Source organism: Scytonema hankhaensis NUACC26 (assembly GCF_045865695.1).
Lineage (GTDB): Bacteria > Cyanobacteriota > Cyanobacteriia > Cyanobacteriales > Nostocaceae > Scytonema.
Map to the genome: position 1 here is coordinate 52,392 of NZ_BAACAP010000232.1, position 19,488 is coordinate 71,879.

A 19,488-nucleotide genomic window follows, 5' to 3' on the forward strand; every position below is an offset into this window, starting at 1 on the left:
CCATTACCTCGGTTTTTGCTATATTTTATTATATTCATACCGGAGCGCAATGGCAATTCTTCAACCCGAAGCTGATAATAGTTTTAGAGCTAATTATTCAAGAGGTCTGATTGTGGTCTTTGCTCAAACCAGTTCCCCAGATGCGATCGCAACTCGCCTGACATTAGACGAGTATCGGGCTATGGAAGAAACCAACCCAGAACGCCATGAATACCACAACGGAGAGATTATTACTATGTCGGGAGGTTCAGAAGCCCACAGTGCAATTGCCAGCAACTTTTTAATTTACTTGGGGTTTTTGCTGAGAGACACCGATTTTCGTTTGTATAACAGTGACTTGCGAGTTTGGATTCCTGAATATCAGTGTGGTACTTATACCGATTTGATGGTTGTTAATGGCTTCCCAGAGTTCAATGGCGATAGCGAAGCGCTGCGGCGAAGCGCCGAACGCAATGATGAAATTCTCAATCCTTTACTGATTGTCGAAGTTCTATCGCCCTCTACTGAAGCCTACGATAGAGGCGAAAAATTCAGAAAATATCGCTCTATTGCCAGTTTTGATGAATATCTGCTTGTGAGCCAAACTGAACCCTATATTGAGCAGTATCACAAACAGGATCGTAACAGTAACGATCGCTGGTTATGGCAAGTTCACTCTCACCTCGAGCAGGCGATCGTTCTGCACAGTTTAAACGTAGAAATTCCACTGACTGAAATCTATCGTCGCATTAATTTTTGAGGTGCATTGACAAATGACGCTAGTTACGCTCCTAACTAGTTAGCGCCCTTTGTGACGACCTATTTAGGAGCAACTGCAATCAGTTTTTGAAGTTTAAAATTAAGCTGTTTGCAGTTCTGCTAGCGTGGGATAGTCGGTGTAGCCTTTTGCTCCTGGGGTGTAAAATGTGCTGTAATCAACTTCATTAAGAGGAGCATTTTTACTCAAGCGTTGCGGCAGGTCGGGGTTGGCGAGAAAGGCACGTCCGAAGGCGACTAAATCGGCATCTCCGGCTTCAAGTCGGGCAATCGCCTGTTCGCGATCGAGGCTACCGTCCACGATCGTGGAACCGCGAAAGTGCGGGCGAATCAGTTTTGCGACATCAAACGGTGCGTTGGGTTGATCGCCAAAGTTCACCAGTGGTAGTTGCACGTGCAAATACGCTAAATCGAGTAAAGAAAGTTGTTGGGCTAAGTAAGGGTAAATAGCCTCCGTATCGGTTTCTTCAATATCATGCGGCAAGAACAAATTTATCAACGTAGGTTGGGTTGAGGAACGAAACCCAACAAACTCTGCAAGTAGTATTAGTAATCAAGTTCTTGTTTATACCTTTGAGCAAATTCTCGCCAAGTGGTTGCCTTCCGTCCTGTAATTGCCTCAAAGTTATCAAATGTTGCATCCGCATTGGGAATAGCACCAGCGATATTGAGTTTGAATTGGGTATAAACGCAGGTCATATATGCTTCATCCGCACCAGCTTTGAGTGCATTTTCTAAGAACTCTTCAGGTGATCGAGCTTCAGCATAGAAGGGCTTGCCAACGACTTCAGACAGAATTTGTGCAATCTCATCAAAGGTTTTAGCATCGTAACCCAATGGGATAATTTGCCCTGCGTATTTATCTGCTTCAAGTAAGGCGTGTGCGGCAACAAGGGCAAGGTCATTGCAATCAATCCAACTCCAACGAGCATTTCCGACATAGTGACGAATCACGTTACCATCTAACCAGCGATACCCTGGTCCAGTAACATTCTGCATAAATGCTTCAGGGCGTAGGTGCGTGTAACTAAAACCTTTTCGTTCAATGTAGGCTTCAATTAACTGATGCCAACCCCAGTGCGCTACTTCGTTGGTTGGTGCGCCAGATGCACCAATATGAACAATGTGCCGCACACCAGTGGTTGAAGCTGCATCAATGAATCGTTTGCTTTGACGCAGCATATCAACGCTATAACCCGCAAGGAGAAGGGCGCGATCGACTCCTTGGAGAGCAGGGAGTAAGGTTTCTGGGTTATCTAAATCCAAGATAACTGTTTCAATGCCTTGGTCTTTGAATTGTGTAGCTTTTTCAGGTGAACGAACAGCAGCTATGACCCGACTGTCACCTATGGCTTTGAGTTGGCGTACTGTTTCATTGCCAACTTTTCCTGTTGCACCAAGAACGAGAATAGTAGGTTGAATACTCATGTACTGATATCCTTCTATCAAAAACAGCATGGGAGGGTGAGAATCCCTCCGTTTTAACGAGGAGATTTCGCTACCAAGGCAAGGGTTGTTTTTTGGAAAAGAAGCCGCCAGTTAGTCCGTCATCTGGCAAAGTCGCTAGCCATACAGGAGTGTCAGCACCTTCTTCAACTGTCAAATCCGCCGCATCCGATCCCATATCAGTTTTAACCCAACCAGGATGAGCAGAATTGACTTTGATGTTGGTATCTCTAAGTTCATGGGCAAGATGAACTGTGAAAGCATTAAGCGCTGTTTTCGACGAATCGTAAGCAAGCTGCTTCACGTCATACCAGTCGAAGCTAGGATCGCTGTGTAGTGTGAGCGAACCTAGATTGCTTGATACATTCACGATACGTCCTGCTTCGCTCTTGCGAATTAAGGGCAACAATATTTGTGTTGCAGCTACTGCACCGAAGAAGTTAATTTCAAAAGTTTGCCTGAGCGTATCAAGACTAACTTGGCTCGGAGTTGGTACGGAAGCACCATATTCAAGATTGACTCCTGCATTGTTAACGAGAATATCCAGCTTGCCAAACTGCTCTTCGATAAACTTAGCAGCCTCCCTAATTGTAGCTTCATCAGTCACATCAAACTTGATAAACCGAACATCTAGCCCTTCATGAGATAGCTTTGTTGCAGCTTCAGTTCCTTGTTGTTCATTTCGTGCGCCCAGCAACACGGTAATACCTTGCTTAGCCAACTGACGACTAATTTCAAATCCGATACCTTTGTTTGCTCCAGTCACAAGTGCAATTTTCTTGAGTCGATCTGCGTTCATATTTACCTCTCCACTACTTTGAAAATGCTGATATAACAACGCTTACTTAATTTCCACCAACAGTCAGATGTTCGTGTATAATTACCCACCTACCTGCTTGTTTTCGCCAAACATGGGTTGCGTGTTGTTTGGGTGTAATTTCACGACCGTCAAAGTATCGTCCCTGTGCCACGAAAGTAAAAGTAGTCACCGCAAGATTACCTTCTACTATTACCTGAATCTCACCTTCTGGTCGGATAGCCCAATAAGCAAACTCCTGCATGAAAGGCTCCCAAGTACGACGGTACTCATCCCAACTATGAAGGATAACCACCTGAGTACTAATATCATCGAAAACGAGCAGTTCACCCTCACCTTGAGCAAAAAGCGGTTGCAGTTTTTCGATATCAAACTTTTTATCTTCTGGACTCCAGTTCTTAAACCATTGCTCAGTTAACTGCCGAATTGTAGCTTCTTCTGCATTTTCTTCAACTCTGTTGGATGTGTTCATTATGAATCTTCCCTTGATGTAGTTGTATTTGCCGTTTGGTTTCTTATCTATACATAACGTATCGTATCAAAAATAAAATTTCAATACGCTGCGTCTTATAATAGCGAAATCTATCTTTAGAGGTACGTTAGAGGTACCCCGCACTAATGGATGCAGCTGGCGAATGAGGGGTAACCCCCCCACCTCGTTCCCAGCCCAGCCTCTGCCTGGGAACGAGAGACGGTAAAGTGAGGAGTGTCACCCCGAATGGCACGTTCGAAGTGCAACGCGGAGACTGAGGGACGCCCAGACGCAATGAGAAAAGACTTGAAGACTGAGGGACTGTGAGGTTAGGCTTGGCTAAAAAGGAAGTTCGGGAGTTCACTTCTTTTAAGAGTTTAATTGTCTGAACCGCAACTCCAGTTATCATGAAGATAAAACAGATCGAGCAGAGGCTTTAATTAAGGCAATGGAGGCTCAAGTTACTCCTCTTAAATCTGAAATCAAAAAAATTATCAATTAGGAGTTTTAACTATGACACGAACAACTCTTCCTATTAATTTCTCTCTTGAAGAAATTCAACAATTTTGTCAAAGTCACTCGATCCGCAAGTTGTCTTTATTTGGTTCAGTATTAAGAGATGATTTTACCAGAGAAAGTGATGTTGATATTTTAGTAGAATTTGAACCGGGGAAAACTCCGGGTTTAGCTATTATTACAATGGAAGATGAGTTATCAAAGATAATAAATCGCCAGGTAGATTTAAGAACACCAGCAGATTTAAGCCGTTATTTCCGCGAGCAAGTATTAGCAGAAGCCATGATTATTTATGAGCAGAATTGATGATTTAACTCGGCTAAAACACATTAGAGATTCAGCTAAAGAAGCATTGTCCTTTGTGAATAATCGTAATAGAGAAGATTTAGATCGCGATCGCCTCCTGTCTTTAGCTCTAGTCAGATTAATTGAAATTATGGGTGAAGCAGCTAATCATGTTTCTGAATCTTGCTAAACTAAGTATTCTCAAATACCTTGGCGACCAATTATCGGTATGAGAAATCGTATTATTCATGCTTATTTTGATGTTGATTTAGATATTGTTTGGCAAGTAATCACTCAAGATTTAGATTCACTTTTGATTGAGGTTGAAAAGGCAATTAAAGATTTAGAAACATGAATTACGATTAACTGACGAGAACGTTGCTAGGAGCATCTCAATGTTTTAATTATAAACAAAACGTATCGTAATATATAATAAAAGAAAGTGCAAAAAGTTTTTTTGTGATGAAACAAAGTAATGTTGTGAACTCGGCGGGGCGTCCTCGTTCTGTGGAGGCAGAACAGGCGATTTTAAACGCAACTTGGAAATTGCTCGAGGAAGGTACGGTTCGGGATTTGTCAATAGAAGCGATCGCACGAGAGGCTGGTGTGGGCAAAACCACGATTTACCGTTGGTGGCCAAGTAAAACAGCAGTGGTAATCGATGCCTTTCTGGCAAAAGTGATTTCAGAAATCCCTTTTCCTGAAGAATCCTCTGCGGCACAAGCACTCTTGGGACAAGTTATCTCTCTAGTGAAAGCATTTAGTGGGGACTACGGTCGGATTGTGGCAGAAATCATAGCTGAAGGACAAGGGGATAAGGAAGCTCTAGAGAATTTCCGCAAAAGATTTCTTTTGCCACGACGCTTGAGCGCAAGAGCAATTATTGAGAAAGGTATTCAAAGCGGTGAGTTCGATCCGAACCTCGATCCCGAATTGGCAATGGATATTCTCTACGGTCCAATCTACTACCGATTATTAGTAGGTCACTTGCCACTAGATGAAGAATTTGCACGCTCTCTTCCAGAACGGGCGTTGCGTTGCTTCCTCAACAAGAGGTAATATTAAGTTTCAAAAAAGCCAAACAATAGCTTTTATACTTGCCAGTCACGAGTGTTGCTAGGAGCAAGTTCTATTAACTCTTCAACATTACGAAGCATTGTGTTGCAAATAACATTTAAAGGGAGGTCATTTGGATCGTGTCCGAAAGGCTCTTCAATTTCCGAGCCAATATGTTCAATACTTAATAATGTGAAACTTACGAAAGCCATAACTAATCCAGTCCACCAATTAAAACTAGTTACTATTTCAAGCGGTAATACTAGACAATAAATGACTACCAACTGCCTAAGTTTAATAGCATATATCAAAGGCAGTGGTGTTTTCAAAATACGTTCGCAACCCCCTAAAATATTTATCATTTCATCCAGCAACTTATGAAAGGAAGTCAGCTGATAAATATTTAAACAATTTCGGTCATGCTGATACTGTAAATAATCCCGAATCCAGAAGGCAATTTGTAGTGGGGGATGATTTGTATTTTTCAGCTTCAAATATTGCGATTCGGACATCAATGAAGCTAACTGTTCATCCAAAGGCTCTGCCCTCAGATGTAACTTCATTGCCACCGTAAAAGCAACGACTAGCCGAAGTATTACATTTTTTTCTACTCGATCTTTTGGTGACTCCTCTTTAACTACTATGTAAATACCTTGAGCTAAATTACGCACCGTATTGACTAAAGCTCCCCATAGTCTGCGACCTTCCCAAAATCGTTCATGAGCTGTATTAGTCCGAAAAACCAATAACAAAGTCAAACCAATATTGAAACTTAAAACGGCGTTAGTAAGGACACGATTTCCGCTTGAAAATGCAATTGGCAAGCCAAGATAGTGTAGTAAGGAGACTAAAAAACCATAGAGACCACAAAAAAGTACCCAAGGGAAAATGTGTGGAAGCACTGCACTTTCAAGCCGTAATACAACTTGAAACCAGTTCAGTTTTTCACCAGTGTAAAGGTGATACTTTCCTTTAAAGGAATTCTTAGCTCTACTGAGAAACTTTCTGCACCGTTCCAATGTACTATCTTTAGGGTTCGAGCAGCTCATGTATTCAAACTCCTTCAAAATTACTAAGGTGGGATGAAGCCGGAAAATAACCAAAATTACAGGTTGAGTGGGTAAGAATTTTATAAAAGATTACATTTGAAAGGGTTTTCATGTTATCTAGGTTTTGGTAATAAAACTCTTAGACTTACCACCTACAAGAAATGCGATCGCGAATAATCCCAAGCGCGATATGTAAGACACAGCACCACAAATAGAGTCAAGAAAGGTTCTGTGCTTAGTTGACTATTGTGGCAGAAAAGTATGACAAAAAAATGTCAGTTACCTGAATCTCACCTTCTGGTTGGATAGCCCAATAAGCAAACTCCTGCATGAAAGGCTGCCAAGTACGACGGTAATCATCCCAACTATGAAGGATAACCACGCCTGTTCTTAGGGATATGAGTGGATGCACAATTAGAACAGTTCATCCCTTAATTATACAATGCCGACACTTTGTGTAATCAGCGTAAACTTAATATAATAATTTATTGGAAAAACATAGTTTTTATTTCTTTTCTCTCTCCTTTTTTATAAAGGTCTATCTCATGTATAAACTGGTTTGGATCTACTATTTGCGTACCCATATAGTGTTTTAATGGTTGTACGTGTTGCTTATCCAAGCTAACTAAATAGTCTGCTTTTGCCTCAAGTGCAGCCGCCAGAAGCATATTATCTTTTGGGTCTATAAAGTCTAAAGTGCTTACGCTATAATCTCCTAAGATTTTAAATACATTATCTCTTATACTTTTTAAGAATGTTATGACATCTTCTTTGGATTTTCCGCGTCGTTCACACACTTCAATGAGTTCTGCAAGAATTTGAGGACTAATTACTGCTATGAAATTGCCCTCACGTAAGTTGTCTATCACTTTCGCGGGGGCACTAGTTTTGCTTTTACTGCCAAATGCTGCGATGTAAACAGATGTGTCAATTACAGCTTTTATTTTTCCTTCCATCTGGCTTTTCACAAATAAAAACTTTTAACTGCTTGTAAATAAGCCTTCATGCTATCTTAACCTCATTTGTTCAGTAAATAACTCTAAGTGATTTTTGGTACTCTTAGAGAAGAGATAGTATCTCCTCTGCTTCTTTAATTTTGCTTGCATCTAGAGGCTTATAACGTAACTCTTTTATCTCGGAAGCGATCTCCACAAACTCAATAGTGTCGTCTAATACATCGCTCAATTTTTCCAAGGCTTGCTTGAAACTGCTTAATCCTTGTTCAAGGAATATGTATCTCTCGCCTTGCTTAGCTTGGATATCAGATTTTTTCAAAAGTTGTTTTTCAATGTCTTTGATTATTTCTTTAATCACATCTGACGCATAACGAGAATTTTCCAGTTCTTCTGGTTGTGTATATTTACTCAAGTTGTTTTCAATTTTTTCTGCAATCTGTCTAATTGCATCACTTATCTTCGGTAGCTGTTCCCCAAGATAGACGCTCTGGTCACCGAGATCTCGGTTATCTAACCCAAACTCTGAATAGAATTCGAGTTTTATTTTTTGTGGGAGTTTCGAGATGATCTGAGTAACTTCTCGTTCTAGTGTAAGCATATGAGTGCGTTAGCTTTGTGAATAACTTGTTTATTCTATATACTTTTAAACTCCCCTGATTATTCATAATTAACCAGAAAAATTCAAAAAGTAGATTTTTGTCCTCCCCTAATACCTTAACACCCAACTTGTTATACATGAGTAGTTGACTATTGTGGCAGAAAAGTATGACAAAAAAATGTCAGTTCCCTAGAAATTCGACTGGTAACTGGTAGAGCAGCTCGAATGCTCGTATCTTTTGTATACGCAATGCACTTGCAAAAAGCGGCATTGGGGAACGAGAAGACTATGGCGTGCTCTAGCCGACAAAATTCTGAGACCATTTTGTGAGACCTTGGTATCAGACGTTTTTGGTCAATAATTTATGTGCGCGATCGCAGTAGAGCAGCAGCAATACAAGACTTACATTCTCTCAGATGAAAGTACCAGGAGCAAAGTCACCGTTGTTCCGGAACGGGGAGGTATTATTACTACTTGGCTCCTTGGGGAACAAGACATTTTTTACATGGATACCGAGCGGTTTGCCGATCCCACTCTGTCTGTACGAGGCGGCATTCCACTCCTTTTCCCTATCTGTGGTAACTTAGTTGATGACACCTATACCCTCAACGGCAAAACATATCAACTCAAACAGCATGGCTTTGCGCGTAATCTTGCTTGGGAAGTTAGCGAACAGTCAGATTCCAATGGTGCTAGCCTAACTGTCAATCTTAAAAGTAGTGAAGAAACCCGTGCAGTTTATCCTTTCGACTTCGAGCTAAATTTTATTTATACAATCCGGGGCAATAACTTAGAATTGCGATACCGCCACACCAATCTATCTCAAGAACCTATGCCTTTTGCAACGGGCATTCATCCTTACTTTTATGCACCTGATAAAAGCAAATTGGTTTTCGATTTACCGTCCAATCGATATCAAATTAAGGGTGACAAGACTGTTCAATCATTTGCAGGAAAGTTTGATTTTGAGCAGGATGAAATCGATTTTGCTTTCATTAATCTGTCCAAACAGTCTGCTGTCGTCACTGACCAAAGTCGCAATCTCAAACTAACTGTTAGCTATGACAAAAATTATTCAACTCTAGTGTTTTGGACTGTCAAAGGTAAAGATTTTTACTGTTTAGAACCTTGGAGTGCTCCCCGTAATGCTCTAAACACAGGCGAATCTTTACTACAGGCTGAGCCTAATACAACAGTAGAAACAGTGATAAATATAACTGTTGAAAGCGTTTAGTTTGGAATTTGCAACTTTGGCGATCGCACGACTATAGCGTTTTCTAGTTTGCGGAGATACGAATTTATCAGCGTCCATCCGCTACAGGCTGCGGTTAGTTCTCTCTTCCCATACCTTACAAAAGTGAGAATTGCTATAAAATTCAGTAAAATGTGCGCTCGGATTTCCAAGAAATAAATCCTCATGAACTACCTACACTTCGGACTTGCCGTAAGTGTAGGCTTCTTGACCACCATCAATACGGTTTAAAATCAAGTTACTATGCAGCATGATAGCCGCCGTCCACATATAAAATCTCACCCGTGATGTAAGAAGATGCCTCGCTTGCCAAGAACAAATAGGCACCCAAAAATTCATCAACTGCTCCACGTCGCCCCATTGGTGTAAAAGTCACAACACGCTTCTGGTAAGGAGCATCTGCATCAAACTTGACATCTGCCATGATGTTCTCAATGTAGCCAGGAGCTACAGCATTGACACGAACTCCTCGCTGTGCCCACTCCACCCCCATTGTGCGAACGAGTTGATTGATGCCACCCTTGGAAGCTGCGTATGGAACTAATCCAGGAATACCTGCACTTCCTGCAATCGAGGAAGTCATAATAATGCTGCCGCGACCGTAACTCAGCATATGTTGTGCAGCAAATTGAGCGCAGAAATAATAGCCGCGTAGATTGATATTTAGTATTTTGTCCCACTCATTTTCTGCATATTGTTCAGCAGGTTTAATAATGTCAGTTCCAGCGTTACAAATCATGACATCGAGCGTTCCATATCGCTCAAGGGCTGTTGAGACAAAGTGTTGACAGTCAGCTTGATTTCGCACATCTAAAACTACTGATTCAACCGCTAGACCGTAGGAATTAAATTCCTGCCTAGTATTTTCAAGTTCTTCGCGATCCCAAGATGAAATAATTACCTTTGCGCCGCGTTCAGCAAATCCTTGAGCGATCGCATTACCCAATCCCCGACTCGAACCGCTGATACAAACAACCTTATTTTCGACACTAAATAGGTCTTTTACCATGACTCACTCGACTACAGTTCGTCTCCTATTATCGTTACTACAGTACCAATGTACAAGTAGCTAAATCTGGCACTTGCCACTAACCAGAGCATCGTAAATCTCCAACACTGCTTGTTCACCTTCTGGTCCTGGCTGTGAGATAGAATGTTCCATTTCCACCAATCCGGTGTAGCCCTTTGCATAAATATGTTTCAAAATGGCTTTGTAGTTTATCTCACCGCTTGTAGGTTCAGTTCTTCTAGGAGCATCTGCAATTTGAAAACAGACAATTTCATCCCAAACTCTATCAATATTTTCAATGATATTGCCGCTTTCCATCTGTACTTGGAATATATCAAATATTAGCTTGACTGCTGGACTATTGACAGCTTTAGTAATGAGATAAGCATGGGGAATCGTTGTGACAAATGTTCCCGTCCACCATTTCCCCGTAATTGCTTCTATACCAAGAATGATGCCCGCAGATTCTGCTAGCTCAGCGCAATACTTGAGATTTTCAATCGTATTAGTGGTTTGATAATCCCTATAGTTGCGCGGGTCGAGTGGACCAGAAAGTGTCGTCACATATTTGCCATTAACCCGTTTAGCAACTTCAATAGTTTCGCGCAACTGCTGCAATAAAACTTCACGAGCTTCTTCTGAATTACTCACAAATGTGGGATATTCAAGGACTAAATTATTAACAAAACAACCCATTTCCATCCCATGCCGTTCTAGTTCTTTCCCAATTTTTTCTTGTACCTCAACTGGACGTAGCTTAAGAAAATTATCTTCGATGCCAGCAAATCCTCGGTCAGCAATAAACTTAATTTGGTCGATGGGATCGTCACCCGCAAGATTTTTGAACAGACCATCACCCAATGGTTTGCTGAGTCCGATGTGTGGTGCAAAACGCATTTTACCAACGTTTGTCATTTTGATTCTTACCCCGTACAATCATTGTTTATAAATTCAAACTGTTTGCATTTGATTCAAAGCTTCGATTTCGTCTGGAGTCAGTTTGATGGAAGCAGCCACAATATTTTCTTCAAGGTGAGCAATTGTTGTCGTTCCTGGTATCAAAATGATATTAGGCGCACGATGTAGCAACCATGCTAACGCAATTTGATTTGGTTTCACACCGTGACGATTGGCAATTTCTGCCAAAATCCCTTGTGCATTTGCTAATGGTGCGCCTTGCTTGAGGGGATGTGCGCCAAGCGAGCCGTAGGGGATAAATGCAATCCCGTGTTTGGTGCAGTAATCCAAGACATTTTCATTGTCACGTTCGCTGATGCCAAAGCGGTTTTGCACAGAAGCAATTGGAACTATCCGCCGCGCTTGTTCAATTTGCGCGATCGCAACGTTGGATAGCCCTACATGACGAATTTTACCTTCTGACTTCAAGGTTGCTAGCATTCCTACTGATTCAGTAAAAGGTACTTGAGGGTCAGGACGATGCAGTTGGTAAAGGTCTATTTGGTCTACTCGCAACCTTTGCAAGCTGGCTTCACAACCCCGTCGCAAATTTTCCGGTCTTCCGTCAGCGCGAATGTCATCCGGTGCAGGTTTGTTGATACCACCTTTAGTGGCAATGACTACACCTTGTGGATAGGGATGCAGTGCAGAAGCAATCAATTCTTCATTGAAACCAGGTCCGTAAGCTTCGGCTGTATCGATAAAATTAATACCCTGTTCCACTGCACGACGTAGGAGTTTTTGACCGCCTTCCCAATCCGAATAGGGACCAAAATTGCCAGGTTGTCCCGTTAATCGCATTGCGCCGTAACCGAGACGGTTAACGTTTAACTCGTCTCCAATTTGAAAAGTACTTGGAACAGTAGCATCAATTTTTACAGTATTGTCCGTCATAATCTTTTACTCCTGTTTGTGTTAGTGAATGACTTGACCTTTTTGAGGGGACTATGTTCTTGTGGTACGGGCGTCCTCGCCCGTCCTTTATTGGTGGCGGGCTAGAAGCCCGCACCACAAGAAATTCTGGAAGATTTTTTTATTGGGAAGCTTCTAAGCATAGAGTAACTCGTGGTTTTGCCGAGTTGTTACTAGCCCATGTGCTTGTTTAATCAGGTCTGAAGCACGTTCCGCAATCATTACGATCGCTGCTTGTGTATGTCCGCTAATCACTGAGGGTATGACACTGGCATCAGCTATACGCAACCCTGTAACACCATAGACTCGTAATTGCGGGTCTACGACTGCCATTTCATCCAGCCCCATCTTGCACGAGCCGACCATATGCCACTGCGAGATACTATGTTCTCGAACGGCTGCACGCAAATCGGCATCGGATTGAAGATTTGCACCGGGGGTAATTTCTGATTTCACCCATCTAGAGAGGGGAGCGGTTGCAAAAATCTCACGGGATAGACGCACCGCCTGTATCATGCGCTCGACGTCAGATTCCACAGCCAAGAAATTGGGGTTCAACAAAGGTGCTGCAAATGGATCGGTGCTTGCGAGGCGGACGTTTCCCCTAGATTGCGGACGTTGCAACGATGCAACTATCGTCAAACCATCTGGTTCGCGGTTACCGCTAGCTTCAAAGGTTGTAGGTAAGAAAATTAACTCTAAATCTGGTGTTATCCAATCGGGTGAAGAGCGTAAAAACAGCGCAGCTTCAGTGGCAATTTGCCCTGTATCGCTTGCTTTCGCTGCTAAGTTATAAACAACACGTAAATAAGCGTGGTCGTGAAAGTTTTCACATACACCTGGTAGATTCACCCGCACGGGAATACCAAACTGCTCTAAATGGGAAGCTCTCCCAATTCCAGAAAGCATCAAAAGTTTTGGTGACTCAGCAGCACTCGCACAGAGAATGACCTCTTTTCTCGCACGGACAGTTTTGATGACGCCATTTTGTACATAGGTCACACCTACACAGCGCGTGCCTTCAAATTCCAGTTTGGTGACTTGTGCTTCTGTCTCCAGCGTTAGGTTTGGGCGACCAAGAGCAGGTAGCAGGTATGCTTGTGCAGTACCATAGCGCTTACCATCTTTGATGTTAACTTGCACGTAGCTGACACCAAACATTGCGTCTTCTTCAGAACCGTTAAAGTTATTTGACTGAGGATAACCTGCATTAACGCTAGCTGCAACGAAGTCCTTGGCAATAGGATTCAGTTTTTCTTCATGCTTACCCGTACTGGTAATATACAGTGGTCCATCATGCCCCAGTTGGGGGTCGTCTTCATCAACAAAATTCTCCATTCGCTGGAAGTAAGGTAACACGTCTTTGTAAGCCCAACCTAATGCGCCATTATATGCCCAAGCATTGAAGTCACTCCGATGACCGCGAGTGTACATCATGCCGTTGAGGCTGCTAGTACCTCCGAGCATTTTACCGTGAGGTTCTTTGACGGTACGACTATCTAAACCAGGTTGCGGTACAGTTGAATAGTCCCAGTCAATTTCCGTACCGAGCATACTAGGCCAAATAGTTGGATTATTGACTAGGACAGGCGGTAAATTGAGACGACCAGCTTCTAGTACCAGTACAGTTACATCAGCAGGTTCACTGAGACGATTAGCAATAACTGCTCCGGCGGAACCCGTACCAATGACGATGAAATCAAATGATGACATGAGAAACTCCTTTGTTATTGTTTTTTGCTGTAAAGACTTGAGTGCAAACTAAGATTTTTTAACGGGACCAGAAAATTCAATAAATTTCAATGGTCCTGAAAACTCGATAACATTCCCGTTATTGTCTTTGATGAAACCAACTCGTACACCAATATTGGGATAATCTGCGGCTTGAACAAATGTCTGCACACCGCGTTCTGATAATTGCGAGAGTGCTGCATCGACATCATCAACACGAAAACAAAAATGACCGATCCCTGTTGTGCGTAGAGCTTCTTCAAAAGAAGATGGATTAGGCATTCCAGAGCGTGGCTGGCTAGTACCAACTATCTCAATCCGAAATCCACTCACATTGAGATAAGCTAATTTTAAATCTGGTAATTGCTCTACAGTCCATTCTTTTTCAACAGTTGCATCAAGCTTTTGTTGATACCATTGCACTGTTTCTTCATAATTAGGCACACTTAACATGATATGGTCTATACGCATAGAAGCCAAACCATTACGGCTAGAAATATCAAGTGCTGACATAACAATCTCCTTGTACTCATTGGATATTATTCTGCTATTTATTATTTAGATAAAGCCAAGTGGAAAAGACTTTCATCAACCAAGGCATAACAATATAAGTCATTAAATAAACTAAGACAAGCGTGAGCAAGAGTGTCCGTATTGGTATTGGTAAAAGATTCAGTTGTTTCCCAAATAAGAGAAAGATAACTGTAATTAGAGGATAAATTGCCAACCAGGTTAGTAAAAATATTTTGTAGCGAGGTGGTTTGTTTTGCTGAGTTACCCGTATGTACTTATATGTTCTAACCACACGGTGCTTTTTCAGTATGTACATTAAGCGATTTATCCCACGCAACCTCTTTTGACTATGAGCCATGACCTCTCACCCCCCTTTTTCGTAACGCTACGTTATGTAATTTAATTTAGACAAAATCATCAAGCGTGTCAAGTAGGGGTAAAAAGAAATTTTTGAGCGACTTACCAAAGTCAAACCCAGAAATACTAACACTTTCTAGGTTTTAGCGTTATTATTGTATTAACGTGACGTTACGTAAATAAAGCCTGAGGAAGAGGGATATGCAAAAGGTAGTAGGAAAAACAACAGCAAAAGTTCAGTCCCGAGGTAGAGGACGACCGCGTTCTGACGAAGCACATCAAAACATTCTGCACGCTGCTTACGAATTATTGATGGAAGTGGGCTATGCTCAGTTAACGATAGAAGGAGTTGCAGCACGCGCTCTTGTGGGGAAACCAACTATTTATCGGCGGTGGTCGAGTAAAGCGCGTCTTGTTATGGACGCTTTTTTAGCAGCAGTGAACCCAGAACTCTCTTTTCCCGATACGGGTTCGGTCAAGGAAGATATTTCACAGCAAATGCGTAAGTTAGTTAAAATCATGAACACTCCACGAGGACAGGTGATTGCAACGCTCATTGGTGGAGGACAAACCGACCCAGAAGTCATTGAGGCGTTCCGACTTAACTGGTTGTCACCACGTCGATTTGATTGTAGTGAGGTCATTAAAAAAGGTATAGAACGAGGGGAATTGCGTTCCGATCTTGATATTGAAGCAGTCATTGACGCGCTTTACAGTCCCTTGTTTTATCGTCTGCTGTTAAAACACGCATCGTTAACTGAAGATTTTGTAGATGAGTTAGTTAATATAGTCATGCCAGGATTGAGAGCATAAGAGATGATTTATAAAGTAAACATCAAGAAGAGTGTAGGTTGGGTTGAGGAACGAAACCCAACATTTCTAAATTAAATTTAGGCTGCATATCTAATAATCTCAACCTCTGCTCCATTATTAACAGCCACTTCTGCCCTATCTAGAACGTGTTCAGTAATTTCACTACTTAAATAGTATTCTCCACAATTGGTAGTGGTAAATATGTAGTGATAATAAATTTAGGCACGACAACAAGAATTATAATGATGAATAAAATACCAGATAGCACCAATGTGGTTATCTAGCTTTTTAGAGAAGGATAAAGTCTTTCTAACTAAACGAGAAATTTTTTGACGCATTGTATTATTAAACCGTTCAACATGATTAGTTTTGCCACTTTCCTTACCAACCGCCTGATGACGTTTGTTAGGAATAACTTTTGCATAAGCTGCCCAAAAATCTGTATAACAAACAGCACATTGACGATAAACTGGTGGTAACGAATTCCATAATCCGATAGCTCCATTTTCACTGCGATCACCAATGTAAACTCCAACTATTTCTCTAGTCTTTGTATTCAAAGCTAACCAAATCCATTGTTGATTACCTTTATGACCTACAAATGACCAAGCCTCATCACATTCAATAGTCAATTTACCTCTTAATTTTGCTGAAACATTTATTTTCTGAGGTATCTGGGCATATTTATTATTTACATACTGTTGTAACCAAGTCTGGGAAACACGAGCAGCGCGAGCAATACCAGCGAGAGGTATCTTCTCAAGTAAAAGTTTATCAATCAGTTTTATAGTATCGAGGCTAATAACTTTATTAGTGGGATTTTCTATAAACTGTCTTTGACAATTTTGACACTGGTATTTTTGTTTTTGATTATGGATACTGCCATTTTTGACAGTGTGTTGAGAACCGCAATTGGGGCAAGTAGGTCTGGAGGCTGACATCAGTTTTGATCCAGTCGAATTTTCAAATACTTGGGGACTTCATAAAAATTAACACCTTAGAGCTAAACTATCTATTCGTAATATTTATCCAAACTCGGTGTATCAATTAGTCAGCTAAATACACTTCAAAAGTTAAACAGTTAAAAAAGAAATAATTTGAGTTACTAAATTTGCATTAGCACTACCCATTATAGAAATCAGCTCCCAATGTATCAGCGTTTATAAATTTATAAGGACGACCTTTATCATCAGATGTACGATGCCAATGGTCATATTCTGCTATTTTTTGTCCTGTCTTCCCAAGTGGTTGTATAGTATGTGCATTATCTTTCTTCAGAAACTAAGACGATACGATAACGAGGTTTACCAGCCAAAACTATGTCGATTGCCTCATTGATTTGGCTTATGGGCATGGTTTGAACCGTCGGTTTAATTTGATTAATCGCTGCAAAATCTAACATTTCTTGCATGAGCCTGCGACCACCGACAATACTTCCAACTACAGATTTTTGTCCAAATATTAAAGGGATTAAAGGTACATTGATGCTAGAGACGGGAATACCGAGAAAGCATAAAATGCCATTGTTAGCCAATAAATTAAAAGCTAAATCCCAATCCAATTCAGCCGAAGAGGTAATCAGAAGTAAATCAAGAGAGCCAGTTAAATCTTTTTTCGCTTCAGCACTTTCCCACTTATAAAAATGGTGCGCTCCAAATTCCTTAGCTTCAGTTGCTTTATCGGCAGAAGAAGATAATACTATAACTTCAGCCCCCATCGCCCTAGCAAACTTAATCGCTAAATGTCCTAAACCACCAATACCAACAATACCTACTTTCATCCCTGGATATTTGATGTAAGTACGTAGAGGAGCGTAAACGGTAATACCCGCACATAGGAGGGGAGCAGCACTGGCTGAATCTAAAGTATCGGGAATTCTATAGGCAAAATCGGCTCCTGAGCGCACGCGGTCGGCAAATCCACCATGATTACCCACAATTAACCCTTTATACCCTTGTTTGCAGATATTTTCTTCTCCTTGTAAGCAGTGATAACAAACTCGGCAAGAATTGCGAATCCAACCCAAACCAACGCGATCTCCCTTTTGAAAATTAGTTACATTTTCTCCTACTTCTGTAACTAATCCAACTACTTCATGACCCGCTACTAAGGGAAATTTACTGATTTTCCAGTCATTATCTCGCATATGAATATCGGTGTGGCAAAGACCATTATGAGTGACCTGAATTTCAATTTCACTATCTTTTAAAGGAGTGGGTTCATATTGCCATAGTTGAAATTTTTCTTTGGCTTGCAAAGCTGCATAAGCTGTAAATGTAGTCATTGTTATACCTTGACAAAGTATTAAATCTAAGAGATGCAGTAGAATTATATCTCGTAGTAACTATTTAATTTAGAGTATATTAGCGACAAAATATACTATGCCAATTCCTTTGTCGCTAAATGTCCAGACCGCGCGCTTGTATTCAAAATCGTAATACGTTTTAAGTTTAAGCATTGGAACCTGCCTTTATGTTGATGGCACGCCTTAGCCGTGCCGAGACCAATTGTACCAGTTGCGTAAGTCCTGGTATATTCATCTTGAGTAATCATATGATGATATGACTATATGTTGCTGTTAAATTTAATATATGTAAATAATTTGCTTTGAAATAAATAGTATTTTATGATGATATATACCATATACGGCACTTGATTAAGTTTGAGTTGTCCGCTGCCCCTAAGTAAAATTAGGGGAGATTATTGCTAAGGGGACTTTAATAGTCCCCTTTAGTTTTTTGCAGTTTTTCTGTTAACCAACCCCTTTAAGCAGAGGTTGTTTGAGGCAAACACATTTTCATTCTATCTCCAGACCAAGACTTTGTGAACTGCCAGTAAACTGATGCGCAATCGAGCAGCGAAACCGAGAAAAACACTTCCTTAAGGTGAACCTATTCGAGGGGCATGTTTAAACTTCACTACATGTTTACCACTACCAAATTTTTCAACAGCTGTCCTATACTTTGGTGTTAGGAGTGGATCTCGCTCTCGCGCCAGTAAAACAATCAGCCAGGAGTTTACTTCTGACCACAACTCAGGATTTTCAAGGTATGGGTTCATTCGGCGGAAAAGTTAGCTTCATCACTGACTTATTTTAGCTGAACGATCTTAGTCTTCTTCTCTTCCCGCTCTATAATTACCGATTCTTGTTGGGTGAGCAATGCCCACTCTACGGTCATAGGTAATTTTCTGGTAGGAAGGGAGTAATCTCAGTTTAACGCACCTTCTGCTTTCTTTGATAATATTATGTAGTAAAATTGAAAGTATAGTAAATAAAAGTCAAGCTAGTAAGCTACTCAGTCAACAAAACTACTATTATGAAAACGGTCACGATCGCGGAATTGAGCAATGACATTGAGCGTCTATTGGATGAAGTAATAGAAACAGGTATTCCGATAGAAATTATCAAAAATTGAAAGTCATTAAAAATTATTTCTACAGAAAAAAAAGATAAACTTAAAAATTTGACTTTTAAACCTGATGTTATTCAAGGAAATCCAGATGATTTAGTTAATATCAGTTGGGAGCAGGAGGTTAATATTGATTTATCTTGATACTCATGTAATAGCATGGCTATATTCTGGTTTGACAGATAAGTTAACTGACATAGCTAAAACTTTAATTAATGAAAATGAAGTTTATATTTCCGAAATTGTTAGATTAGAGTTACAGTATTTATACGAAATAAAACGTATTAAAGATGAAACAGACATGATTATTTCTAATTTGTCTGCTCAAATTGGTTTAAAGGTATGTCATAAAAAATTTAATGATATTATCAACATGGCTTTGACAATTAATTGGACTCGCGATCCTTTCGATCGTATTATTACGGCAAATGCTCTAATCAATAACAATATATTACTGAGCAAAGACCAAAATATTCTTAATAACTATCTGTATGCAAAATGGTATGATTAAAATTTATAGAACACTTATTTGCAAACTTGAATCTTAAATTAACTAACACATATTAAAGATAACCCGCAAAAT

At 40.7% G+C, this 19,488-nt stretch carries 24 protein-coding genes and 1 pseudogene; 7 read left to right on the plus strand and 18 right to left on the minus strand.

Annotated elements, in window-relative coordinates; all coding sequences use genetic code 11:
• Positions 1–112 precede the first annotated feature (112 nt).
• The gene (locus ACKTT2_RS35885) at positions 113–739 is read left to right on the plus strand and encodes a Uma2 family endonuclease (RefSeq protein WP_407895801.1); all 627 of its coding nucleotides are present in this window, start codon (positions 113–115) and stop codon (positions 737–739) included.
• A gap of 99 nt (positions 740–838) precedes the next feature.
• Here the strand turns inward: ACKTT2_RS35885 and ACKTT2_RS35890 are convergent, their stop codons facing one another.
• The 4 genes from ACKTT2_RS35890 to ACKTT2_RS35905 all read right to left on the minus strand — a co-directional run bounded on the left by ACKTT2_RS35890 (position 839) and on the right by ACKTT2_RS35905 (position 3,491).
• Positions 839–1,240, minus strand: a complete 402-nt coding sequence (locus tag ACKTT2_RS35890; RefSeq protein ID WP_407895756.1) for an oxidoreductase — start codon at positions 1,238–1,240, stop codon at positions 839–841.
• A 62-nt stretch (positions 1,241–1,302) separates the two neighbouring features.
• Entirely contained in the window at positions 1,303–2,184 is an 882-nt protein-coding gene (locus ACKTT2_RS35895) for an NmrA family NAD(P)-binding protein (protein ID WP_407895757.1), read from the minus strand.
• 70 nt (positions 2,185–2,254) lie between these two features.
• Positions 2,255–3,001, minus strand: coding sequence for an SDR family oxidoreductase (locus ACKTT2_RS35900; RefSeq protein ID WP_407895758.1), 747 nt, complete (start codon positions 2,999–3,001; stop codon positions 2,255–2,257).
• Positions 3,002–3,047: 46 nt separating this feature from the next.
• Positions 3,048–3,491: a YybH family protein gene (locus ACKTT2_RS35905; protein ID WP_407895759.1), complete on the minus strand. Its 444-nt coding sequence runs from the start codon at positions 3,489–3,491 to the stop codon at positions 3,048–3,050.
• Between the two features lie 513 nt (positions 3,492–4,004).
• Between ACKTT2_RS35905 and ACKTT2_RS35910 the strand changes: the two genes are divergently transcribed.
• The 3 genes and pseudogenes from ACKTT2_RS35910 (at position 4,005) to ACKTT2_RS35920 (ending at position 5,351) form a co-directional block, all read left to right on the plus strand.
• The gene (locus tag ACKTT2_RS35910) at positions 4,005–4,313 is read left to right on the plus strand and encodes a nucleotidyltransferase family protein (protein ID WP_407895760.1); all 309 of its coding nucleotides are present in this window, start codon (positions 4,005–4,007) and stop codon (positions 4,311–4,313) included.
• Positions 4,300–4,647, plus strand: a pseudogene (locus tag ACKTT2_RS35915) (HepT-like ribonuclease domain-containing protein). The gene ACKTT2_RS35910 and the pseudogene ACKTT2_RS35915 overlap by 14 nt, the downstream one beginning before the upstream one ends.
• A gap of 107 nt (positions 4,648–4,754) precedes the next feature.
• Positions 4,755–5,351 carry a TetR/AcrR family transcriptional regulator gene (locus ACKTT2_RS35920; protein WP_407895761.1) on the plus strand — a complete coding sequence of 199 codons (597 nt, stop codon included), beginning with the start codon at positions 4,755–4,757 and terminating at the stop codon, positions 5,349–5,351.
• Positions 5,352–5,383: 32 nt separating this feature from the next.
• Here the strand turns inward: ACKTT2_RS35920 and ACKTT2_RS35925 are convergent, their stop codons facing one another.
• The 4 genes from ACKTT2_RS35925 to ACKTT2_RS35940 form a co-directional block, all read right to left on the minus strand.
• On the minus strand, positions 5,384–6,397 hold the full coding sequence (locus ACKTT2_RS35925; RefSeq protein WP_407895762.1) for a bestrophin family protein: 1,014 nt from the start codon (positions 6,395–6,397) through the stop codon (positions 5,384–5,386).
• A 235-nt stretch (positions 6,398–6,632) separates the two neighbouring features.
• Positions 6,633–6,779, minus strand: a complete 147-nt coding sequence (locus ACKTT2_RS35930; protein WP_407895763.1) for a hypothetical protein — start codon at positions 6,777–6,779, stop codon at positions 6,633–6,635.
• 103 nt (positions 6,780–6,882) lie between these two features.
• On the minus strand, positions 6,883–7,353 hold the full coding sequence (locus ACKTT2_RS35935) for a putative toxin-antitoxin system toxin component, PIN family (RefSeq protein WP_407895764.1): 471 nt from the start codon (positions 7,351–7,353) through the stop codon (positions 6,883–6,885).
• 103 nt (positions 7,354–7,456) lie between these two features.
• Positions 7,457–7,951 carry a hypothetical protein gene (locus ACKTT2_RS35940; RefSeq protein ID WP_407895765.1) on the minus strand — a complete coding sequence of 165 codons (495 nt, stop codon included), beginning with the start codon at positions 7,949–7,951 and terminating at the stop codon, positions 7,457–7,459.
• Between the two features lie 364 nt (positions 7,952–8,315).
• Between ACKTT2_RS35940 and ACKTT2_RS35945 the strand changes: the two genes are divergently transcribed.
• Positions 8,316–9,185 carry an aldose epimerase family protein gene (locus ACKTT2_RS35945; RefSeq protein WP_407895766.1) on the plus strand — a complete coding sequence of 290 codons (870 nt, stop codon included), beginning with the start codon at positions 8,316–8,318 and terminating at the stop codon, positions 9,183–9,185.
• Here the strand turns inward: ACKTT2_RS35945 and ACKTT2_RS35950 are convergent.
• From ACKTT2_RS35950 to ACKTT2_RS35980, 7 genes are all read right to left on the minus strand, one after another.
• A complete protein-coding gene (locus ACKTT2_RS35950) occupies positions 9,182–9,370 on the minus strand; it encodes a hypothetical protein (protein ID WP_407895767.1) in 189 nt (62 codons plus the stop codon). The genes ACKTT2_RS35945 and ACKTT2_RS35950 overlap by 4 nt on opposite strands.
• A gap of 74 nt (positions 9,371–9,444) precedes the next feature.
• On the minus strand, positions 9,445–10,212 hold the full coding sequence (locus ACKTT2_RS35955) for an SDR family NAD(P)-dependent oxidoreductase (protein WP_407895768.1): 768 nt from the start codon (positions 10,210–10,212) through the stop codon (positions 9,445–9,447).
• Between the two features lie 60 nt (positions 10,213–10,272).
• Positions 10,273–11,127: a TIM barrel protein gene (locus tag ACKTT2_RS35960; RefSeq protein WP_407895769.1), complete on the minus strand. Its 855-nt coding sequence runs from the start codon at positions 11,125–11,127 to the stop codon at positions 10,273–10,275.
• A 36-nt stretch (positions 11,128–11,163) separates the two neighbouring features.
• Positions 11,164–12,063 (minus strand): aldo/keto reductase, encoded by a 900-nt coding sequence (locus ACKTT2_RS35965; protein WP_407895770.1) that lies wholly within the window; start codon positions 12,061–12,063, stop codon positions 11,164–11,166.
• 153 nt (positions 12,064–12,216) lie between these two features.
• Positions 12,217–13,794 carry a GMC family oxidoreductase gene (locus ACKTT2_RS35970; protein WP_407895771.1) on the minus strand — a complete coding sequence of 526 codons (1,578 nt, stop codon included), beginning with the start codon at positions 13,792–13,794 and terminating at the stop codon, positions 12,217–12,219.
• A gap of 48 nt (positions 13,795–13,842) precedes the next feature.
• Positions 13,843–14,325 (minus strand): VOC family protein, encoded by a 483-nt coding sequence (locus ACKTT2_RS35975; protein WP_407895772.1) that lies wholly within the window; start codon positions 14,323–14,325, stop codon positions 13,843–13,845.
• A 34-nt stretch (positions 14,326–14,359) separates the two neighbouring features.
• Positions 14,360–14,683 carry a putative antibiotic biosynthesis monooxygenase gene (locus ACKTT2_RS35980; protein WP_407895773.1) on the minus strand — a complete coding sequence of 108 codons (324 nt, stop codon included), beginning with the start codon at positions 14,681–14,683 and terminating at the stop codon, positions 14,360–14,362.
• A 200-nt stretch (positions 14,684–14,883) separates the two neighbouring features.
• Here ACKTT2_RS35980 and ACKTT2_RS35985 point away from each other — a divergent pair, with 200 nt between their 5' ends.
• On the plus strand, positions 14,884–15,495 hold the full coding sequence (locus tag ACKTT2_RS35985) for a TetR/AcrR family transcriptional regulator (RefSeq protein ID WP_407895774.1): 612 nt from the start codon (positions 14,884–14,886) through the stop codon (positions 15,493–15,495).
• A gap of 218 nt (positions 15,496–15,713) precedes the next feature.
• On the opposite strand, the gene ACKTT2_RS35990 is transcribed toward ACKTT2_RS35985, so the two are convergent.
• From ACKTT2_RS35990 to ACKTT2_RS36000, 3 genes are all read right to left on the minus strand, one after another.
• Entirely contained in the window at positions 15,714–16,436 is a 723-nt protein-coding gene (locus ACKTT2_RS35990) for an IS1 family transposase (RefSeq protein WP_407895775.1), read from the minus strand.
• A 323-nt stretch (positions 16,437–16,759) separates the two neighbouring features.
• Positions 16,760–17,779: an NAD(P)-dependent alcohol dehydrogenase gene (locus ACKTT2_RS35995; RefSeq protein ID WP_407895776.1), complete on the minus strand. Its 1,020-nt coding sequence runs from the start codon at positions 17,777–17,779 to the stop codon at positions 16,760–16,762.
• A 596-nt stretch (positions 17,780–18,375) separates the two neighbouring features.
• The gene (locus tag ACKTT2_RS36000; protein WP_407895777.1) at positions 18,376–18,555 is read right to left on the minus strand and encodes a DUF4058 family protein; all 180 of its coding nucleotides are present in this window, start codon (positions 18,553–18,555) and stop codon (positions 18,376–18,378) included.
• A 480-nt stretch (positions 18,556–19,035) separates the two neighbouring features.
• Here ACKTT2_RS36000 and ACKTT2_RS36005 point away from each other — a divergent pair, with 480 nt between their 5' ends.
• A complete protein-coding gene (locus tag ACKTT2_RS36005; protein ID WP_407895778.1) occupies positions 19,036–19,416 on the plus strand; it encodes a type II toxin-antitoxin system VapC family toxin in 381 nt (126 codons plus the stop codon).
• The last annotated feature ends 72 nt before the right edge of the window (positions 19,417–19,488 follow it).